The following is a 20,697-nucleotide window of genomic DNA, read 5'->3' as shown; positions in this document are numbered from 1 at the left end:
TTACAAATTTCTTCTTTACAGATGTGGGGGAAAGAAGTAATATAAAGACAACAAACTTGTATACAAGTATACTTGTAGTCTTGATCAAGGAGTGAAGACAGCATGAAGTTAGGCATGATAGGTCTCGGCAAGATGGGATTTAATCTGGTTGGAAATATGCTTCGCCATCAGCATGAGGTGGTCGTATATGATGTGAATGCCGAGCCAAGGCAGCAATTGGCGGAACAAGGGGCCGTACCTGCGGATTCCATCGCAGAGCTGGTATCGCACCTGCAATCCCCTAAAGTGGTATGGATGATGGTGCCTGCAGGCGAGATCGTGGATGGCGTCATCGACACGCTCATTCCGCTCCTGTCGGAAGGGGATATCGTCATTGACGGAGGCAATTCTCATTATAAACAATCGCTTGCGCGGGGCGAGAAGCTGCACGCGCATGGGATTCATTTCTTAGATGTCGGAACATCGGGGGGAACCGACGGCGCGGCACAGGGCGGTTGCTTCATGATTGGCGGGAATCAGGAGGCTTTCGCCGCGATTGAGCCATTGTTCCAGGATATCGCTGTCGATCAAGGGTATTTGTACGCAGGCAAAAGCGGAAGCGGTCATTTTCTGAAAATGATTCACAATGGCATTGAATACGGCATGATGCAGTCAATTGCCGAAGGCTTCGAGCTGCTGGACAAAAGCGATTTTGATTACAGCTATGAAGATGTGGCGCGCGTATGGTCGCATGGATCCGTTATCCGCAGCTGGTTGATGGATCTGACGCAGAATGCGTTCGCGAAGGATCCGAAGCTGGAAGGAATTAGCGGGGTCATGCAAAGCTCCGGCGAAGGCAAATGGACCGTCGAGACGGCACTGGATTTGCAAGCCAGCGCGCCTGTCATCGCGATGTCGTTGTTCATGAGATACCGTTCTCTTGAATCCGATACGTTCCACGGCAAGATTGTCGCTGCGCTGCGGAATGAATTCGGCGGTCATGGGGTAGTGAAGAGCAACTAAATAAAGAACCGCTCATCCTGATGGATTCGCCGCGAGAATATGTGATAGAATGAGTCTAACTGTCATTTTTAACGGGCGTATTACCATTCATTAGGAGAGTTGTCTTTATGCATTATCCATCCGCATGGCTGCAGGGAGTATCCCTTGGGGAATCGATTGCCAGTGAATTACGATTGCAGATTATAAGAGGAACGGTCAAACCCGGTGAGGTCATCTCCGAGAACCGGGTGGCTGCCGACTTCGGCACAAGCAGATCTCCGGTGCGGGAAGCGTTGAAAACGTTATCGAACGAAGGTCTGATCCGTTTAGAGCGGATGGGAGCCGTGGTCTTGGGTTTAAGCTCCAAGGATATCGAGGAATTGTATGATGTCCGCTTTCTAATCGAAAGCTTTGTTCAGCAGCGACTGGCCCATGGCAACCAAGAACATTTAATTACGAAATGCAATCAAATTATCGATAAAATGGAATTGGCGGTCAAATATAATGATGTCATCGATTTCGCTTATCAGGATTTTTCTTTTCATGAGGCGATTGTGATCGCGGCGGAACATAAAAGAATTTTTCATCTGTGGACAAGCATCCGCCACATTGTAATGACGGTGATGTTAATTACAACTGAAGAGGTGTTTTCCAAGGGAGAAGGGAAGCTTAACTCAGTTATTGACAAGCATCGTACGATTGTGAAAGGGCTGGAGTCCAGAAACGCCGGCACGATTCAGAAGGTGGTTCAGGAATATTTTTCGGATTCACGCCAAACGCTGCATACGAGCTTGCCTCAATTTTAAGGAAAACGGGAATAGCGTTTTCTTTTTGGGCAAAGTTGTCGACAAGTATACAATGATTAGGTTGGAAATGATAAGGGAATGCATAAGTGAGTCGGAATCGTAAGGGAGGCTTATAGATGAGCACTATTTTCGGTCTTAGTCACAACGTAACGTTGCTCATTTGGACATTGATTTCAATCGTGTTTTTGATTGTGTTTATTGCTAAATATAAATGGAATCCTTTTGTCACGCTGCTCCTGTCAGCCTTGATGCTGGGGTTGCTTGCCGGGATGAAGCCTCTTGATGTGGTAAGCGCTATTACAGGCGGACTGGGCGGCACGCTCGGAACGATTGCAATCGTCATTGCTCTCGGAACGATGCTCGGCAAGATGATGGCAGAATCCGGAGGCGCGGAGCAAATCGCTTCCACCTTGGTAGACAAGTTCGGAGAGAAGCGAGTTCATTGGGCCATGATGTTCGTCGGCTTTATCGTAGGGATTCCGGTGTTCTTTGAAGTGGGTCTCATTCTTCTCATTCCAATCGTGTTTACCGTGGCACGGAAAACGAAAATGCCTCTTTTGCAGATTGGGATTCCCATTTTAGCCGGTCTCTCCACCGTGCATGGACTTGTTCCGCCGCATCCGGCGCCGATGATCGCGATTGACGCCTATCAGGCGGATCTCGGCAAGACGATTCTGTATTCTTTGTTGATCGGCTTGCCAACGGCGATTATTGCAGGGCCCCTATTCGGCAAGTTCATTGGAAAGCGCATTCAGGTGGAACCGCCGGCCAAATTGGCCGAACAATTTGCGCTGCAAAGCGAGCGTAAGCTTCCGGGCTTCGGCATCACCTTGTTCACGATTTTGCTGCCGGTCATCTTGATGTTGATTGGTTCCGTGGCACATATCTTGGATCCCGAAGCAGCCAGCAGCTTCACTGTATTTTGTGAATTTATCGGACACGAAATTATTGCGCTGTTGATTGCGGTTGTATTTTCGTTCTTCTCGCTTGGCTTTGCGAGAGGCTTCACGAAAGAAGAAGTATCCCGCTTCACCAGTGAATGCTTGGCGCCAACGGCCACGATTATTCTGATCATTGGCGGGGGCGGAGCCTTCAAGCAAGTATTGATTAATAGCGGCGTAGGGGGAGCGATTGCGGAGATCGCGACGCAAGCCAATGTCAATATTATTTTGTTCGCCTGGTTCGTAGCGGCATTGATTCGGGTCGCCACCGGTTCGGCAACCGTCGCCATGACGACAGCCGCCGGAATTGTCGCGCCAGTCCTTGCGATGAATCCCGGCGCGAATGTAGAGCTTGTCGTGTTGGCGACAGGCGCGGGCTCGATTGTGTTGTCCCATGTCAACGACGCCGGCTTCTGGATGGTGAAGGAGTTCTTCAACATGTCGGTTCCGCAGACGTTGAAGTCATGGACGGCAATGGAGACGATCCTTTCCGTAGTAGGATTGATTTTTATACTTCTCCTCAGTACAGCAGTGTAAGTAAATGAGGATTATGGCAAGCAGGATTACGGGAAAGAAGGTTTACCAATGAGCATGAAAAAGTACATGATCGGTATCGATATCGGAACAACGAGCACCAAGGCGGTACTGTTCGAGGAGAACGGACAGTTCGTAGCCAAGGGGAGCGAGGGGTATCCTTTATATACACCTAATTCAACGATTGCGGAGCAGGATCCGGAGCATATCTTCCAAGCGGTCATCCAATCGGTCAAGAAAGCGATGGCACATAGCGGAGTTCGGCGCGAGGACATCCTGTTCGTCTCATTCAGTTCGGCGATGCACAGTGTCATTGCCGTCAACGCCGCCGGCAAGCCGCTTACGCCATGCATGACGTGGGCGGATAACCGCAGCAGCGAATATGCCGCGCGGTTGAAGCGGGACTTGAACGGGCATGAGCTGTACTTGCGGACGGGGACGCCGATTCATCCGATGTCCCCGATTACGAAGCTGATGTGGATGCGTGATGAGGAGCCCGAGATTTTTCAGCAGTCACATAAATTCATTTCGATTAAAGAATATGTGTTCGCCAAGCTCTTCAATGAGTACGTGGTGGATTACTCGATCGCATCTGCGAGCGGCATGTTGAATCTAGCCAAGCTGGAGTGGGATGAAGAGGCGTTGCAAATTGCCGGGATTACTAGCAATCAGCTGTCTAAGCTCGTCCCCACGACGCATCAAGTGCAGGGGCTTAATGCGGCGTATGCAGAAGAGATGGGGTTGGCGCCATCCACGCCGTTCATTGTGGGAGCGAGTGACGGCGTCCTCTCCAATTTAGGGGTGAATGCGATTGAACCGGGCGTGGTCGCGGCTACCATCGGCACGAGCGGAGCGGTTCGCACGGTCGTGGATCGTCCGGTCACGGACCCGAAAGGCAGAATTTTTTGCTACGCCTTGACCGATAAGCATTGGGTGATCGGCGGCCCCGTCAACAATGGCGGCATGCTGTTCCGTTGGGTACGGGATCAGTTCGCGGCCGCAGAAGTGGAAACGGCCAAGCGTCTGGGCGTGGACTCCTATGATTTGTTGACGAAAATTGCGGAGCAGGTAAGACCGGGCGCAGACGGGCTCATCTTCCACCCGTATTTGACCGGTGAGCGCGCGCCGCTGTGGAATGCGGATGCGCGCGGCTCCTTCTTCGGCCTGACGATGCACCATCGGAAAGAGCATATGATTCGCGCCGTGCTGGAAGGAGTCATTTTTAATCTGTATACGGTGCTGTTGGCGATGGAGGAGCAGATTGGACGGCCGCGTAAAATTCACGCTACAGGCGGCTTCGCCCGTTCGGCATTGTGGCGCCAAATGATGGCGGATATTTTCGATCAGGAAGTCGTGGTGCCCGAGAGCTACGAAAGCTCCTGTCTCGGCGCTGTTGTGCTCGGTTTGTATGCCACGGGACGCATCGATTCGCTGCGCATCGTGTCCGATATGGTGGGGGCTACACACGAGCACAAGCCGATTAAGGAACATGCGGAATTATACCACGAGCTTTTGCCTATCTATATTTCCATCTCGCGCAAGCTGGAACAGGAGTATGAGGCGATTGCTTCTTTCCAAAGGAAGCTTTTTGAAGAGTAATCTATATGGAAGCAAGACCAGACCCTGGATGACGAGTTTGTCGTGATTCAGGGTCTTCTTCTTATGGATAGATGATTTTTAGAGGAAAATTCCATTGCTTTCACGAATACATAAAATAACATATGCCGCGCAAGCCGATCGATCGCTGCATAGATGCTGCCGGTCACGCTGCCTGATTTCGTGCTTCCGGGGGAATAACCGAAAGGCTATGCATTGGGGGGGAACATGATCATAAATAGAGAGCAAGTCACTTCATTTCTAAGCCATCTCCATACGAAAGAGTTTCTGTTTGCGGACGAATTCCGCATTCAAGCATACATCGAACCTGCCAGCGAAGTCGCTTCTTACTTGATATCGTTGGACCGGAGATATGTGAACACGATTATGGAAGGCTTTCTATTGCTTCTGGAGCGACTCGAGTATATCGAAGAAGAGTGGGAATGGGACAAGACTCTTGTGGAACAAAACAGAATCAGTGTTCTTTACAAGGCCGTATATTATGTGGTGAAAAACGGACTTTTTGCAGAAATAAGCAGGCAGTCGGCTGTCGAAAAGATCAATCAAATGAATACAGATATAGAGTGCGAGCATGAAATTACCGATGATTCCAGCAATGTTGTTATTTTTGACGACTGGAATTTGTTTCAACTGCTGGGGAGCAACCAGGACAATGTCTATCTCTATATATGGTACACGACGGCTTGAGCACTATTCATCATTCTATACCTGCCGGGCTCCTCCAAGCGGGGGAGTTATGAAACGAAGAGCCAGGTCCCTTGTCGAAGCAAGGGGAATGGCTCTTTGGCCTGTATCTAAGTGCGAATCATTGTTGCTGAAAGAAGGAGAAAATGTGACACATTATTACATCAACAGCCGGCTTTTTACAAAATATTATTTGAATATTTCCTCTATTTTTATTAGAAGTGATTGACACAAAAAACCAGTGGTAGTATATTACAATAAACTAACAGATGTTCATGAAATAATGTGAAGTTCAGGAAACTCTTCTATAGCGAGGTGTTGATAAATACAAAACATTAGAATCAAATGAAAATAATTGAATTACAATGCTGTTTACTATACTATCAGCAATTCAATAACTCTGCTACTTAGGCATCCGTAGTTTTGGCATTCGTCAAAATTAGACAGGAGGTATGGGAGTGTATCGAAATTTGCTAGAAGTGTTGGACCAGATGGCCCATCAGTATCCGGAGCGAAAAGCTTTTATTTATTTAAAAGACGGAGAAGTGGAAAGTGACAGCTGTACATATCGCGAATTACGCCTCCAATCCCAAAAGCTTGCCGCCTATTTTCAATTTCTGAACTTGGAAGGCGAGAGAATCATGATTCTGCTGCCCAGCGGGATCGATTACATCATTGCTTTTTTCGGGTGCATATATGCAAAAGCGTTGCCCGTGCCTGTGTATCCTCCGAGTAAGTCACGAAATGCAGATCGCATCGCTTCGATACATGACGATGCCAAGCCTGCTCTGATTATTGCGCAATCCCCCAAAGATTCCGAAAAACTTCCTGAGACGATGCGAAACGCCCACGTCATCCAGCTTGATGAGATTTTACGGGGCGATTATGAATTTGTGAATCAAGATGAATCCATTACCTGCGATAATATCGCTTTTCTTCAATATACGTCCGGTTCGACCAGCACTCCCAAAGGTGTTATGGTGAGTCACCGCAATTTGCTCCACAATTTCGAGATGATGAAACAACGGTTTCAACATTCTGATAACACCGTCATGGCAACTTGGCTCCCGATTTATCACGATATGGGCCTTATCGGAAATGTATTGCAAAATATATACAATGGCGGAAGCTGTTATGTCATGTCGCCTTTGGATTTTGTGCAAAAACCGATCAGATGGCTGCGGACGATCGGCAAATATGGAGTCACCTACAGCGGCGGTCCCGACTTCGCTTATCGGCTGTGCCTCCAAAAAATAACGGATGAAGATAAAATGGATTTGAACTTGAGCCATTGGGCGAACGCTTTTAATGGCGCCGAACCTGTCCGGGCGGAGACGATCCGTGAATTTTGCAATGGTTTCCGCGCCTGCGGGTTTCGTGAAGAGGCCATGCTGCCCAGCTACGGCTTGGCTGAGGGCACGCTATGCGTGACGGTTGGGGAAAGAGGATCTCCTCCCAAGCTGCTGCATATTGACGAGAAGGCTCTGCAGGAGAACGAGATCGTCGTTGCCGGCCGCTCGGCCATTGCAGCGCGGACGAAGGTCGGCTGCGGGCAGATTTTATCGCATCAGCTAATAAAAATCGTAAACCCGGCCGCCATGCTCGAGTGCGCGGCGGGGAAAGCGGGCGAAATATGGATTCAAGGCGACAGCGTCGCCAAGGGGTATTGGGGGGCTCCGGCCGGAAGCGAAGCAACGTTTGCCGCTTGCCTGTCAGATACGGGGGAAGGCCCTTTTCTGCGGACGGGCGATCTTGGCTTCATACATGAAGGAGAGTTATACATAACCGGCCGGCTGAAGGACTTAATCATTATTCGCGGGCAAAACTACTATCCCCATGATATCGAGGAAATTGCCGCCAGCTGCCATCCGGAGATCAACGCAGCCAGCACGGCTGCTTTCTCGATTGACGTACATGGCAATGAAGAGCTTGTCGTGCTGTGCGAAATGAACCGGGAATTCAAGCATGCCGTACAGCGCCAACAGCTCGATATGGATATGTGTCTGAGAGATATCACCCGCCATATTAAAACGAAAATCATCGAGAAGCTCCAGCTTCATGCCTACGATGTCCAAATTGTTAAACCTCTTCATATACCCAAAACATCCAGCAACAAGATCCAACGCCGCAAATGCAAAGATATGTATCTGAACGGAAGTTTAATCATGTGGGGTGGTTGAATGAGCAGGGAGCAGGACAGCCGTTACAACGACATTTGCAGGTGGTTCGTTCAGAAAATCAGCACTGTGAAGCAGCTTTCGCCAAGTGAAATAGAAGCGGGGGTTCCATTTTCATATTACGGTCTCGATTCCAAGGAATTAGTGTCCTTGTCTGGAGAATTTGAGCGTTTTGTCAATCGTGCCGTCGACCCGACTTTGTTCTGGGATTATCCATCCATTCATGCCGTGGCCCGGTACTACTCTACCAGCGGTGAAACGCAGCGCGGTGACCCTCGGTCTGGCGGTTCTGCCCAAGAGGAAGCGGGCTGGATTGCGGTTATAGGAATGGGCTGCCGGTTCCCCAAAGCAAAAAGCATTTCCGAATACTGGCGCAATCTAAGAAGCGGATTGGACTGCATTACGGAAATACCAGCGGAGCGATCGGCCCATTTTGCACAGGACGGCATGCGTTGCGCCGGTATTGTGGATGACATCGAGCGGTTTGATAATGAGGCGTTTTACATATCCCCGCGCGAAGCGGAACAGATGGATCCCCAGCAGCGGCTGCTATTGGAAGTGGTCTGGGAAGCGTTAGAGGATGCAGGACTGACGAACGAATGTTTAAGCGGTTCAAGAACAGGGGTCTTTGCGGGTATCTCCAGCAACGATTACGGCGCCGACAAGCTGTCGGATATCGGGCAGAGCAGCATCTACACGATAACGGGGAATTCCAAATGCATTGCCGCCAATAGAATCTCTTACATATGGAACTTGCGGGGACCTAGCCTGGCTGTGGATACGGCGTGTTCCTCTTCGCTGGTCGCCATTCATCTGGCCTGCCAAAGCCTGAAAACGGGTGAATCCGATATGGCTATCGCAGGCGGGGTGAATGTAATTTTAAATCCGGCCATTAGCAAGGCTTTTCTCGAGGCGGGCATGCTCTCGCCAGACGGCAGATGCAAAACTTTCGATTCCCGGGCGGACGGCTACGTTCGGGGGGAAGGAGCGGGGGCCGTCATATTGAAGCCGTTGTCTGCCGCTCTTCGCGACCGGGATAGGATATACGCGGTTATAAGGGGCAGCGCCATCAATCAGGATGGCTTAAGCAACGGATTGACCGCTCCCAATATGCAGGCTCAGGAAGAGGTGCTGAAGGAGGCTTACCGTATCGCCGGCGTTCCCGCAGAACAGATAGACTACATTGAGGCGCACGGGACGGGCACTGCTTTGGGAGATCCGATTGAAGTCCAAGCTATAGGACGGGTGCTGTCTACCAATCGTTCTGCGCTGGACAAGTGTCATATTGGCTCCGTCAAAACCAATATCGGACATTTGGAGGCGGCGGCCGGCATCGCCGGTTTTATCAAAACGGCACTCTGCTTGAACAACAGGGAGTGGGTACCCAACTTGAATTTTCAGGACTTCAATCCCTATATCCCATTCCGGGATCTTCCGCTTCAAGTGGCGATGGAGCTGGCGCAATGGCCGTCTCGAGGCAGACCCGCCTTGGCGGGGGTGAGCTCGTTCGGCTTCGGAGGCACGAATGCGCATGTCGTGCTCCAACAATATATCCCCATGGCGGCGGCGCCAGTGAAGACGGAAGAACCCATCATGCATTTCTTGCCTTTGTCAGCCAATACGAAGAGTGGCCTGGCTCGATTGGCGGCCGGCATGAAGCGATATTTGCATGAACATCCCGCTGTTCCGCTGACCGATATTTGCTGGACGGCCCAGCAAAGAAGGACGCATCGCGCATGGCGCGGCGCAGCTATCGGGAGCAGCCGCACAGAGCTTATCGAGGAGCTGGATCGTCTGGACGCAAGCTGCGGGACCATTGATGCGTCCAAGCTCGTGTTCGTCTTCTCGGGTCAAGGCAATCAATGGTCGGGGATGGGGCGTCATTACCTTGCACAGGAAGACGAGTTTAAACGGGCGTTTATGGAATGCGATGCGCTCTGGGGCAAATATGCGGGGTGGTCTCTCTGGGACGAAATTCACCGCGGCCAAGGCGATGCCTGGTCTGAGCGCACCGATGCGGCGCAGCCGCTGATCTTTGCCGTTCAGGTGTCCCTTGTTGCGCTATGGAAAAGCTGGGGGATTGAGCCGAAGGCGGTGATCGGGCACAGCTTGGGTGAAATAGCCGCGCATTATACGGCGGGCGCGCTCGGCTTGGAAGACGCGCTGCGGATCGTATATTGGCGCAGCACGCTCATGCAATCGACTCAAGGACATGGAGCCATGGTCTCCGTCCGTATCCCGCTTGCCGATATCAAGCAGCGGCTGGAACGCTATCCGAGCCTGTGCATAGCTGCGGTGAACGGGCCATCGTCCATCGTCCTGGCTGGAGACAAGCCAGAAGTGGAACGTTTCATTCGGGATTTGCCCGCTGCGGTCAAAACCCATCTGCTCTCAAGCTCGTTCGCTTTTCATAGCCGGCAGATGGAGCCGCTATGCGCCCGATTCCAATCCGAGATCGCGCCAGTTCGCCACCGTCTGGCTCACTTGCGAATCTATTCAACGGTGACGGGACGGGCGGAGAATGGGCTGCGAATCCAAGCGGAGCATTGGTCTGACAATATGCGGAAGCCTGTCTTGTTCGCGGATGCGGCGGAATTGGCGCAGCGGGACGGGTACGACACATTTGTGGAAATCGGGCCGCATCCCGTATTGATTCAGAATGTGGAGGAATGCTTTGGCGATTCCCGAACGAAGCTCGCGCTGTTCTCCATGCGCAAGGGAGAGGGCCGGGAGTCCATGCTGCGGGCTGCCGCCAAGCTGTATCAGCACGGTGTGGACTTGATATGGGGGAACATGGGACCCATCTATGAATGCGCTTCCATTCCGACTTATCCTTGGGAGAAAAAAAGCTTTTGGATCGGTGCTCCAAAAGCTCCTCTCTTCGGCGCGCCTGAAGCAGCGGGCGATCCGGAAGAAAGCCTCTCCGGCCCACACGACGACATGTTCGTTCAGTCCGTGCAGCCAATCCTCCAAGCCGCGCATGATCGCGAAAGGGCGCTGCCGCTATTGGAACGGCATTTGCAGATTTTGTTCGCAAGCCAATTGAAGATAACGCCGGCTGCGGACTTACCCATGGACCAACCGCTGATCATGCTTGGCATGGATTCGATCATGGCTTTGCAGCTTAAACACAAAATCGGGCAGCAGTTCCAAGTATCTGTGCCGCTCGTTCATTTTCTGGAAGGAACGACAACGCGTCAGGCTGCGCTAACAATGTGCGGCATATTGCAGGAGGCGCAGCATCAGTCTGCCGGAGAACATTCGCACATCGACGATTTGCTGGCATCCGGCGATATCGAGCGCGATATGAGCGAGCTGTCTGACGAAGACATGGATCGCCTGTTGCTGCTGTTAACGCAAGAAGGCACTTAATGATGGTGTCAGAAAGTCAATGAGTCAATGACAGGAGAATGATCATGATGAACGATTCGATTGTCGCCGCCGGCTTATCCCGCGCGGAAAAAGAAAAGCTGATCCGCCAGCTGCTGCAGCAGCGCGCGGAGAGGCGGGATTCGATGGCATCGTATGGACAAAAGGCGCTCTGGCTGCTGCAGCATGTCAATCCGGACAATTGCGCCTATCATATGCAAGCGGCATGGGACATTTTATCGCCTGTAGATGAGCGCAAGCTGCAGCAAACGTTCCAGAGCCTGTGCGAAACATACAGTTCCCTGCGCACCACTTTTGTGACGGAGAACGGAGACATTAAGCGGACTGTCAATCCGGATTGCAAAGCGGATTTCCGGGTGCACCGTCTGGAGACATGGGGGCCTGAGGCGGAGGCCTTGTTCCACAGCCATTTGCAGCTGCCATTTTCATTAGAGGAAGGCCCGCTGTTCCGCGTCAACCTGTACGATGCGCCCGAGCGTCCGCCCCGGCTTCTTTTGTCTCTGCATCACATTATTACAGACGCATGGTCGATCGTTATGCTTTTGCGCGATTTTACGGAACGATACGAGCAAGGCATCCCGGATCGGCACAATTTAATGGAAGAGAAAAGCTATGGCGCGTTTGTGGAATGGCAGGATCGCTATTTGAACAGCACGCGCGCGGAGGAAGACTGGTTATATTGGAAAAAAACGTTGGCGGGTCCGCTGCCTGTTTGTTCGCTTGTGACGGACAACCTTGGGACGAAGGCAGACAGCAATCGGGGGAGCAGCTGCACCTTCAGATTCAGCGAGTCTTTGTCGCAGGATATCATCCGCTTAAGCAGGGAACTCGGCATTACGTTGAACACGTTGCTGCTAGCCTCCTTCGCCGCGCTCCTGCACCGGTATACGGAGCAAGAAGAGGTCGTGATCGGCACGTTTGCTTCCGGCAGAAGCGAAGCTGCATTTGAACGCATATTCGGCTATTTTGTAAACACCGTCGCCATGCGGATCCAATGTACGGGAGAGCTTACATTCAAGCGATTAGCGGATGAGGTAAAGGAAAGGGTGCTGGAAGCCATGGAACACCAGGATTATCCGTTTCCTCTGCTTGTGGAGCGATTGCAGCCGGAGCGCGATTCAAGGGTATCGCCTATTTTCCAGGTCGCCTTTGTCATGGAGCGCGCGCAGAGCGCGGATGGGTGGCGCCCTCCGCTATTCATAAGCAATGATCAGGATCGGGTCGAGCTGGGCTCGATGATTCTGCAGCCCGTTCCGCTTGAGACGGCGGATACGCAGTACGAGCTCGTCCTCATGATGGAAGAGACGGACACATTCATACATGGTTCATTTATTTATCGCTCCAATCTGTTCAGCGAGGCCTTTATGGCAACGATGGCGGGGCTGTTTACCGATTTATTGGAGCACATCGTGCGGAATCCGGAGGAACGGATTGGCGACGTGCGGCTCTATCCGCACCCGGATGGACAGACGCAGCACGTGCCGCCGCCGTTGGCGATGCCTCCTATATGTCTGCATCATCTGCTTGAATATCAAGCAGATAGACGGCCGGAAGCGGCAGCCGTTACTTTTATGAGCGATTCGGTAACTTACCGTCAATTGGATCAAAGAGCGAATCGAATCGCGCGATTGTTATCCCACAAAGGCGTAAAAAAAGGCGATTTTGTCGGAGTATGCTTGCAGCGTTCGCCTGACATGGTCGCAGCGGTGTTCGCCGTATTGAAGCTGGGGGCGGTCTTCGTTCCCATTGACCCCGGTTATCCGCCGCAGCGCAAAGCGTATATGGTGGAGCTGGTGAACATGGCGGCCATTATCAGCGCTTCGGCAGTCGGGTTCCATTCGTTCGGGGAAGGGATCGAGCTTGTGCTGCTGGACCGGAACGAAGCAGACATCGCTCGCCAAAGCATGCAGCCCGTCAAGGAACACATCGGGATTCATGATTTGGCTTATGTCATTTTCACGTCAGGGTCTACAGGCCAACCGAAGGCCGTCTTGATCGAACACTACGGCATCTGGAATATGGCCGAGGCGCAGCGGCAATATTTCGGCTTGACTGACGCAAGCAAAATCCTTCAATTCTCTTCATTCAGCTTTGATGCTTGGGTATTCGAAATCGTCATGGCTTTCCGCAGCGGGGGGACGCTTTGCATGGCTGACCCAGACACGCTGCTGCCCGGCAAACCGATGGTCCGGTGGATGAAGGAACTGCGCATTTCGCATGCGGTGCTTCCGCCGTCTGTTCTTGCCCTTATTCCGGATACGGACCTGCCTGATTTGCAAGTCGTCATTTCGGCCGGTGAGGCGTGCACCAGAGAGATCGTGGCGCGCTGGGCTCCGGGACGCCGTTTTTTCAACGCTTACGGTCCTTCGGAAGCTACTGTCTGGGTCACCGTCAAAGAATGCTTCTCCCATGAGTCTGTCATCGACTTGGGGGAAGCGATCCCGAATGTGGAGGCGCATGTGTTCAACCAGTTCATGCAGCGGCCTCTCCCGGGCGGGATAGGAGAGCTTTATGTTGGCGGTGTGGGACTTGCCCGCGGATATTACAACGATCCCGGCATGACGGCAGCGAAGTTCATCGCTTATCCGGACGCGCAACCGAATCAGGCGAGGCGGCTGTACAAAACGGGCGATCTGGTCAGATGCCTGCCTGACGGAAGCCTGCAGTTCGCAGGCAGAAAGGACGATCAGGTCAAGGTCAGGGGAGTCAGGCTTCACCTGGGTGAAATCGAGGCCCATTTGTCGGAGTGCGCCGGGATCGCAGGCACTGCCGTCCTTGTCGCGGGAGCCTCGCCCGAGCAGGCGTCGCTTGTCGCTTTTATCGTGCTTAAGCCGAACGAACCGTGGAACGAAACGGATGCCCGGAGCTTTTTGAGAGACAGGATGCCGGCCCATTATATCCCTTCCCGCTTTATTGTCATCGGCGACCTGCCTCTGACGCCCAATGGAAAAGTGGATCGCAAATCATTGCAGGCCTCGCTTGACAACGATTCACATGATGTAGGGGAAGAGAGCAGCTATAGCAGCAATATGGCCGAAGAAGTATTGATGGAAATGTGGAAACGTTTGTTGGGCAAAAAACAGGTGCGTGCCGACGATCAATTTTTCGAAGCGGGCGGGCACTCTTTGCTGGCAACCCAGCTCATATCCAACATTCAGGACGTGTTCGCTGTCGAATTGCCGATTCGCACGGTCTTCACCAAGCCGGTGCTGCGTGAGATGGCGCAAGAAATCCTGCTGCTGCAGCAGGATGCGGGAAGCGGCCCGGCCTGGAAGGAGATCACCCCCTTGAATCAATCGGGAGACTATAAGGCTCCTTTAACGAGCGCGCAGCAAAGAATGTGGTTCCTGCAAAAGCTTGACGAATCCCAGACCGCTTATTTGATTCCCGGCATTTTGGCGCTGGATGGTCCTTTGGATATGGATGCTCTCCAGCTGTCTTTGCGGGAGCTAATCCGCAGACACGATTCCCTCCGCGCCGCCATCCATCTGGAAGGAGGAAGTCCCATTGCCGTTATCAGGGCGGAGGAGACGTTCCGGCTGGAGGTTAAGGCATGCACGGAGGAAGAGGCACAGCGATGGATACAAGAGGAATGCCGCCGTCCGATTCGTTTATCGGACCCCGATTTGTATCGGATTACGCTGCTTCGCACCGGGGAGCAACGCCATTACTTGGTGATGGTGCTGCATCACATCATGACGGACGGCTGGTCGATAAGCATCATCATGAATGAACTGCGCCAGCTATACGCGAATCAGGTCGAGCAGCAGCAAGTGGAGCTGCCGAGTCCGCCATTGGCGTATTCCGATTACGCTCTATGGGAACAAGAACGGATCGGCAGCGACTCTTATCGCAAGCAGCTGGAATATTGGACAAGGGTGCTGCAAAAACCGGTGCCGCCCCTGCTGCTGCCGTCCGACTTCCCCAGATCGTTGGCGCCAAGCTATCGCGGCAAGCATGTCTGCCTCCAGCTTCCGCAAGCATTGAGCGAGCAATTGAAGACGCTCGGACAACGGCACAATTGCACGCTTTTTATGACGCTCACCGCCATTTTTAACCTGCTGCTGTATCGGCTAAGCGGAACATCGGACATCGCAGTGGGGGTGCCGATTGCGGGGCGGAATCATCAGGATTTGGACAAAGTTGTCGGGCTGTTCGTCAATACGCTGCTCCTGCGGACCGACCTGTCCGGCGAACCCGATTTCATCCGCTTGCTGCTGCAAATCCGTGAAGCGGCCATCGGCGCCTATGCGCATCAGGACATGCCTTTTGAGAAGCTTGTGGAAATTGTGAGGCCGGACCGCGATCTGAGCCGTTCGTCCATGTTCCAGGTCATGTTCAACATGCTCAATATACCGCCGGTTACGGCGCAATTCAGCGGTCTGTCAACGCAGATTATCGAATTGGACGATCATGATTCCAAATGCGATCTGACATTATATGCCCAGGAGCAGGCGGATGGCATTCAGTTGGAGATGGTGTATGCCGCCGATTTGTTCCGGGAGGAAAGGGCCGCTGAGATGCTGGCTCAATTCCAATGCCTATGCCGTCAAATCGTGGAGCATCCCGAACGGTCCATCGAACAATATTCACTCCTGACGGACAATTCCATCGTGCTTCTGCCCAATCCGGCCCTGCCGTTAAAACATCCGGACGATCCTCTTCTAAAGCCGATTCATGTCTTGTTTGCGGAGACGGCGGCACAATGTCCGGGGGCCGCCGCTGTCATTGACCGCGATGATACCGTATATACGTACCGCGATCTGGACCGATTAAGCGATGAACTGGCCCTGGAGCTGCTTCGGCTTGCGCATGATAAGCGCGGGGTAATTGCCATATACGGCGAACGAAGCGCCTTCCTAATTACCGCCATGCTGGCCGTGCTTAAAAGCGGTTCCGCATTTATTGTATTAGATCCGGCGCAGCCGGCCGCGCGTGCGGCAGAGATGCTCAAGGTATCCAGGGCATATGGAATGGTATTCCCCGGCGCGGAAAACGCGCAGCCAAACGGTGTGAACGAGGAATTGACGAAGCTTGTGTCTTTTTCTATATATTGGGCTGGCAGCGCCTATGGCACGAATGAGGATCAACTGTCTAAAAAGCGGCTGGCGCAGATCGAGTTCTCCCTGCACGATCCGGCCTATGTCTTGTTTACTTCAGGCACTACGGCCGTACCAAAAGGAATTCCGTGCACCCACGAGCCGCTCGCGAATTTTATCCGCTGGCATGTGAATGAATTCCGGCTGGATTCACAGGACAGGTTCAGCATGCTCTCCGGTCTGGGACACGATCCTCTATTAAGGGATATATTCGTTCCTTTGTCCATTGGAGCCGCGATCTGCATTCCGGACGGAAGCAAAATGGTCGTTCCCAGCTATATTGCCGACTGGATGGAACGCCGGCAAATTACCGTTGCCCATGTCACGCCTGCGATGGGTATGGTCATTGCGGGAGGGAGCGGACATGAACGGACGGGACGCGGGCTCGGCGCTTGGCGTTATGCCTTCTTCGGCGGGGATACTCTGGTTCCGTCCCACATCGAGCATATTCGCGCCATCGCGCCGCAAGTCCGCTGCTTCAATTGCTATGGGGCGACGGAGACGCCGCAAATTATGGGGATTTATGCTGTTCCAGAATCTCTCGGATCCTGTATCCCGATCGGGAAAGGAAGAGAAGGAGCTCAGCTGCTCGTAATGGATTCCGAACTTAGGATGAAGGGAATCGGGGAAACGGGAGAAATATGCATCCGCTCGCCTTACTTGGCTTCCGGTTATGTTACGGCATCGGACGCGGACGGAAGCCGCTCCTCTTTTGCGCATAATCCCCATGCGTCAGCGGAACACGATTGCATCTATAGAACGGGTGATTTAGGCAGGTATTTGCCGGACGGCAATGTTGAATTCATCGGCAGACAGGGAGATATCGTCAAGGTTCGCGGATATCGGATTCAATTGCGTGAAATACAGCAGGTTATCTTGCAGCATTCGTCCGTCACCGACTGCTTGATGATGTGCCAAGCCAGTAAGGACAACCGGATTATCGCGTATGTGGTGCCGGCCAAGCGGCCGTTTCATCCTTCGGCTTTGCAGCTGCACCTGAGAGCGAAGCTGCCGGATTACATGCTGCCGGCAGTATATATGGAAGTGGAGCAAATCCCTCTGACGCGCAACGGGAAAGTAGATCTGGAGAGACTGCCGGAACCGGATGCGCTCAACTACAGAGACGGCATGCAAGACACGGTCCAGCCGGAGACGGCGCTGCAGCAGAAGATTGCGGAGGTGTGGCGCCGCCATTTGAATGTGAGCGAAGTGGGGATTCACGACAACTTTTTCGAAGCGGGCGGCCATTCTCTATTGCTGCTTCGCGTCCAGCAGCATCTGGAAGAGGTGCTGCAGCGCCACATCCATGTTGTCGATTTGTTCAAGTATCCTACGGTCTCCTTGTTGGCGCGTTATTTGGAAGGAAGCGGCGAAGCGGAGGAGCGCTGCGGCTATGCTGCCGAACCTGCCGAACATAGGATCAGCAAGCAGCGGGCCGCGCAGGAGGCGCAAAAATCACGGCGAAGGGGTGTCCGGCAGTGACAGTGAGCGAAGCGGAGAACACGATTGCCATTATTGGGATGAGCGGGAGGTTTCCCGGGGCCAGCCATGTGGGGCAGTTTTGGGACAACCTGGCACACGGCAGAGAAACGATCACTTTTTTCACCGATGACATGCTCCGGGCGGCAGGCATAAGGGAGGAGAAGCTTCACGATCCGAACTATGTGAAAGCTTCGCCTGTGCTGACCGATATCGACAAGTTTGATTACCCTTTTTTTGGAATGAGCAAGCGGGAGGCGGAATTGTTGGATCCGCAGCACCGTCTGCTGTTGATGTGCGCGTCGGAAGCGATTGAGGATGCGGGTTACGCCGCCGATTCATATGAAGGCTTGATCAGCTTGTTTGCGGGGTGCGGATTTAACAATTACTTGGTGAACGAAATTTTACCGCGCAGGAACGATTTTTCCGAGGAAGAGCTGCAAATGGTGCTGCAGACGAACGGCAACGACTATTTAAGCACGAGAATCTCTTATAAGCTGAATCTGCGCGGGACTAGCGTTACGATTCAGACCGCGTGCTCTACTTCGTTGGTTGCCGTTCACTACGCCTGCCAAAGCCTGCTGATGTATCAGTCGGATCTGGCCTTGGCAGGCGGAGCCTCGCTCCGCATTCCGCAATGGGAGGGTTATATGCACCAAGCCGGCGGGATTTTCTCCCCGGACGGGCATTGCAGAGCGTTCGACGCGGAAGCCAAAGGGACAATATTCGGCAGCGGAGCGGGAATCGTGGCGCTGAAGCGTCTGGAAGACGCCTTGGCCGATCGCGATCATATCTATGCCCTGATAAAAGGCAGCGCCGCCAATAATGACGGCGCATCCAAGGTTGGATATACGGCTCCAAGCATTGAAGGCCAGCGGCGCGTCGTAGCGGAAGCGCTGATGATGGCGGAAGCAGACCCGCGGACGCTCGGTTATATCGAGGCGCACGGGACAGGGACGGCACTGGGCGACCCGATCGAGATTGCGGCGCTTCAGGAAGCGTTCGGAGATATCGGCGGTGCCAAGCAGTTCTGCGCAATTGGCTCCGTCAAGACGAATATCGGCCACCTGAACGCGGCCTCGGGCATTGCGGGGCTAATCAAAACGGCGCTTATGCTGCATAACAAGCAGCTTCCGCCAAGCCTGCATTATAAGGCGCCGAATCCGGCCATCGATTTTAAGGAAAGCCCTTTTTATGTCAATACGGCTTTGACGGACTGGCCTGCCGCGTCGCACCCTCGCCGCGCCGGGGTAAGCTCGTTCGGGATTGGCGGCACGAACGCGCATCTCATCTTGGAGGAGGCGCCAATGATGACGGAGAAGCCGCGCTGCCGGACGGAGCAGACGCTGCTGCTGTCGGCCCGCACGGACACGGCGCTCGATGCGATGGCCGCTGCTTTGGATCGGCACTTGCAGCTGCATCCTGATGTGGCAATGGAGGACGTCGCGTATACGCTTCAGGTCGGCAGAAAAGCATTTCCGTACCGTTATGCCGCATTATCCGGCCTTGACGGCGGACTGAAATTGATCGGCAGAACCAAAGCGGATAAAGACAAGGCGAAAATCATATTTATGTTCCCTGGCCAAGGAAGCCAGTACACCAACATGGCGGCCGGGTTATACGAACACTTCCCCTTGTTCCGCAGTTGGGCGGATAAGTGCTTCGCCGTGCTGAATGAACATCTTCGCACGGATTTGGCACAGGCGCTGTTTCGAGAGGCGGAAGCCGAAGGCTCGCGATTGCTGGATCAGACCGCCATCGCTCAGCCGCTTCTATTCGTTGTCGAATATGCGCTCGCCCGCTGCTTAATGGACTGGGGACTGGAACCGCACGCAATGATCGGCCACAGTCTTGGCGAATATGTCGCGGCATGCGTCGCAGGCGTGATGCCGCTAGAGGATGCCTTGGCAATTATCGCTCAGAGAGGAGCTCTCATGCAGCAGAGCCCCGCCGGAGCCATGTTGGCGGTGTCGGCTCCTTTCGGACAGATTAGGAGCTGCGCGGATGAGGGCGTACACCTGTCCGCCATCAACGGTCCCGGTTCCTGCACGGTCGCAGGCGACGGCAAAGCGATTTCCCGCTTGGCGGCGCGATTGGAGGCAGAGGGAATCGGCCATAAGCTTCTGCCTGTCGCGCATGCGTTTCACAGTCCGCTTATGGCGCCTGCAGCGGAGCAATTCGAACGCGTGATGCGCAAGTACAAGCTGCATGCTCCCCGCATTCCATACCTATCGAATGTCAGCGGAGATTACATAACAGAAGCGCAGGCAAAGGACACGGCTTATTGGAGCGGCCATATACGCGCTGCCGTCAAGTTCAGCGCAGGGATCGAAACGCTGATGCAGAGCGGCGAACATCTGATTTGGCTGGAGGTAGGTCCAGGAAAGGCGCTGTCCCAGCTCGTTCATCAGCATGACAGCGAATCGATCAAGGGCAGCGTGCTCAACATGATGAGGCACGGCAAGGAAGGCGAATCCGATGTTGCCGCGTTATTGAAAGGCTTGTCAGCATGCTGGTTATCCGGGGCGGATATCCGGTGGGAGAAGCTTCATCCTGCGCAGCCCGGACGCGTATCGCTGCCAACCTATCCGTTTGAAGGAGTTCGATGCTGGCTCGGCGGCGCGCCGGACAGGGCTGAAGAACGAGCGGCTGTCACCGCGGCGGGGAATCCGGATGTTGTGCGGTCATCAGCGGAGAGGGCGCATCTGTCGACAGCGTATGTCCCCCCTGCCGACGGCTTGCAGGAAAATCTGGTGGACATATGGGAGCAGGTGCTAGGAATCCGGCCGATAGGCATCAAGGATGACTTTTTCGAATTGGGGGGCCATTCCTTGATGGCGACCCAGCTTATTTCCCGGCTGCGGAATCTGATCCCGGACATTGAAATTCAGTTTGACCGGATATTCAATTACCCGACCATTGAGGGAATTGCGGAGCAAATCGAGCTGCAAATGATCGAGCAATTGGAAAGCAACTTCCAATAATAAAA

9 protein-coding genes are annotated in these 20,697 nt (G+C 53.4%); all 9 read left to right on the top strand.

Annotation, left to right across the window (positions count from 1 at the left end):
* Positions 1-102: 102 nt before the first annotated feature.
* The 9 genes from gnd (at position 103) to JSQ80_RS29885 (ending at position 20,692) form a co-directional block, all read left to right on the top strand.
* Entirely contained in the window at positions 103-1,002 is a 900-nt protein-coding gene (gene gnd / locus JSQ80_RS27095) for a phosphogluconate dehydrogenase (NAD(+)-dependent, decarboxylating) (RefSeq protein WP_206097910.1), read from the top strand.
* Positions 1,003-1,109: 107 nt separating this feature from the next.
* Positions 1,110-1,787, top strand: a complete 678-nt coding sequence (locus JSQ80_RS27090; protein WP_206097909.1) for a GntR family transcriptional regulator — start codon at positions 1,110-1,112, stop codon at positions 1,785-1,787.
* A gap of 116 nt (positions 1,788-1,903) precedes the next feature.
* Positions 1,904-3,265 (top strand): GntT/GntP/DsdX family permease, encoded by a 1,362-nt coding sequence (locus JSQ80_RS27085; RefSeq protein WP_206097908.1) that lies wholly within the window; start codon positions 1,904-1,906, stop codon positions 3,263-3,265.
* Between the two features lie 48 nt (positions 3,266-3,313).
* The gene (gntK, locus tag JSQ80_RS27080; RefSeq protein ID WP_206097907.1) at positions 3,314-4,861 is read left to right on the top strand and encodes a gluconokinase; all 1,548 of its coding nucleotides are present in this window, start codon (positions 3,314-3,316) and stop codon (positions 4,859-4,861) included.
* A gap of 225 nt (positions 4,862-5,086) precedes the next feature.
* Complete coding sequence (locus tag JSQ80_RS27075) at positions 5,087-5,566, top strand: hypothetical protein (protein ID WP_206097906.1); 480 nt, start codon at positions 5,087-5,089, stop codon at positions 5,564-5,566.
* Positions 5,567-6,021: 455 nt separating this feature from the next.
* Positions 6,022-7,743 (top strand): AMP-binding protein, encoded by a 1,722-nt coding sequence (locus JSQ80_RS27070; protein ID WP_206097905.1) that lies wholly within the window; start codon positions 6,022-6,024, stop codon positions 7,741-7,743.
* Positions 7,744-11,112: a type I polyketide synthase gene (locus tag JSQ80_RS27065; protein WP_206097904.1), complete on the top strand. Its 3,369-nt coding sequence runs from the start codon at positions 7,744-7,746 to the stop codon at positions 11,110-11,112.
* A 44-nt stretch (positions 11,113-11,156) separates the two neighbouring features.
* Positions 11,157-17,711, top strand: a complete 6,555-nt coding sequence (locus JSQ80_RS27060; RefSeq protein ID WP_206097903.1) for a non-ribosomal peptide synthetase — start codon at positions 11,157-11,159, stop codon at positions 17,709-17,711.
* Positions 17,708-20,692 carry a beta-ketoacyl synthase N-terminal-like domain-containing protein gene (locus JSQ80_RS29885; protein WP_206097902.1) on the top strand — a complete coding sequence of 995 codons (2,985 nt, stop codon included), beginning with the start codon at positions 17,708-17,710 and terminating at the stop codon, positions 20,690-20,692. Before JSQ80_RS27060 ends, JSQ80_RS29885 begins: the two co-directional genes overlap by 4 nt.
* Positions 20,693-20,697 lie beyond the last annotated feature (5 nt).

The sequence above is a fragment of the Paenibacillus apiarius genome (assembly GCF_017052585.1).
Lineage (GTDB): Bacteria > Bacillota > Bacilli > Paenibacillales > Paenibacillaceae > Paenibacillus_B > Paenibacillus_B apiarius.
This window is presented reverse-complemented; position numbering and strand designations above follow the sequence as displayed.

Coding starts and splice junctions, on each gene's coding strand:
- JSQ80_RS27075 (WP_206097906.1), top strand. CDS start 5,087: ATGATCATAAATAGAGAGCAAGTCACTTCATTTCTAAGCCATCTCCAT.
- JSQ80_RS27090 (WP_206097909.1), top strand. CDS start 1,110: ATGCATTATCCATCCGCATGGCTGCAGGGAGTATCCCTTGGGGAATCG.
- JSQ80_RS27085 (WP_206097908.1), top strand. CDS start 1,904: ATGAGCACTATTTTCGGTCTTAGTCACAACGTAACGTTGCTCATTTGG.
- gnd (WP_206097910.1), top strand. CDS start 103: ATGAAGTTAGGCATGATAGGTCTCGGCAAGATGGGATTTAATCTGGTT.
- JSQ80_RS27065 (WP_206097904.1), top strand. CDS start 7,744: ATGAGCAGGGAGCAGGACAGCCGTTACAACGACATTTGCAGGTGGTTC.
- gntK (WP_206097907.1), top strand. CDS start 3,314: ATGAGCATGAAAAAGTACATGATCGGTATCGATATCGGAACAACGAGC.
- JSQ80_RS27060 (WP_206097903.1), top strand. CDS start 11,157: ATGATGAACGATTCGATTGTCGCCGCCGGCTTATCCCGCGCGGAAAAA.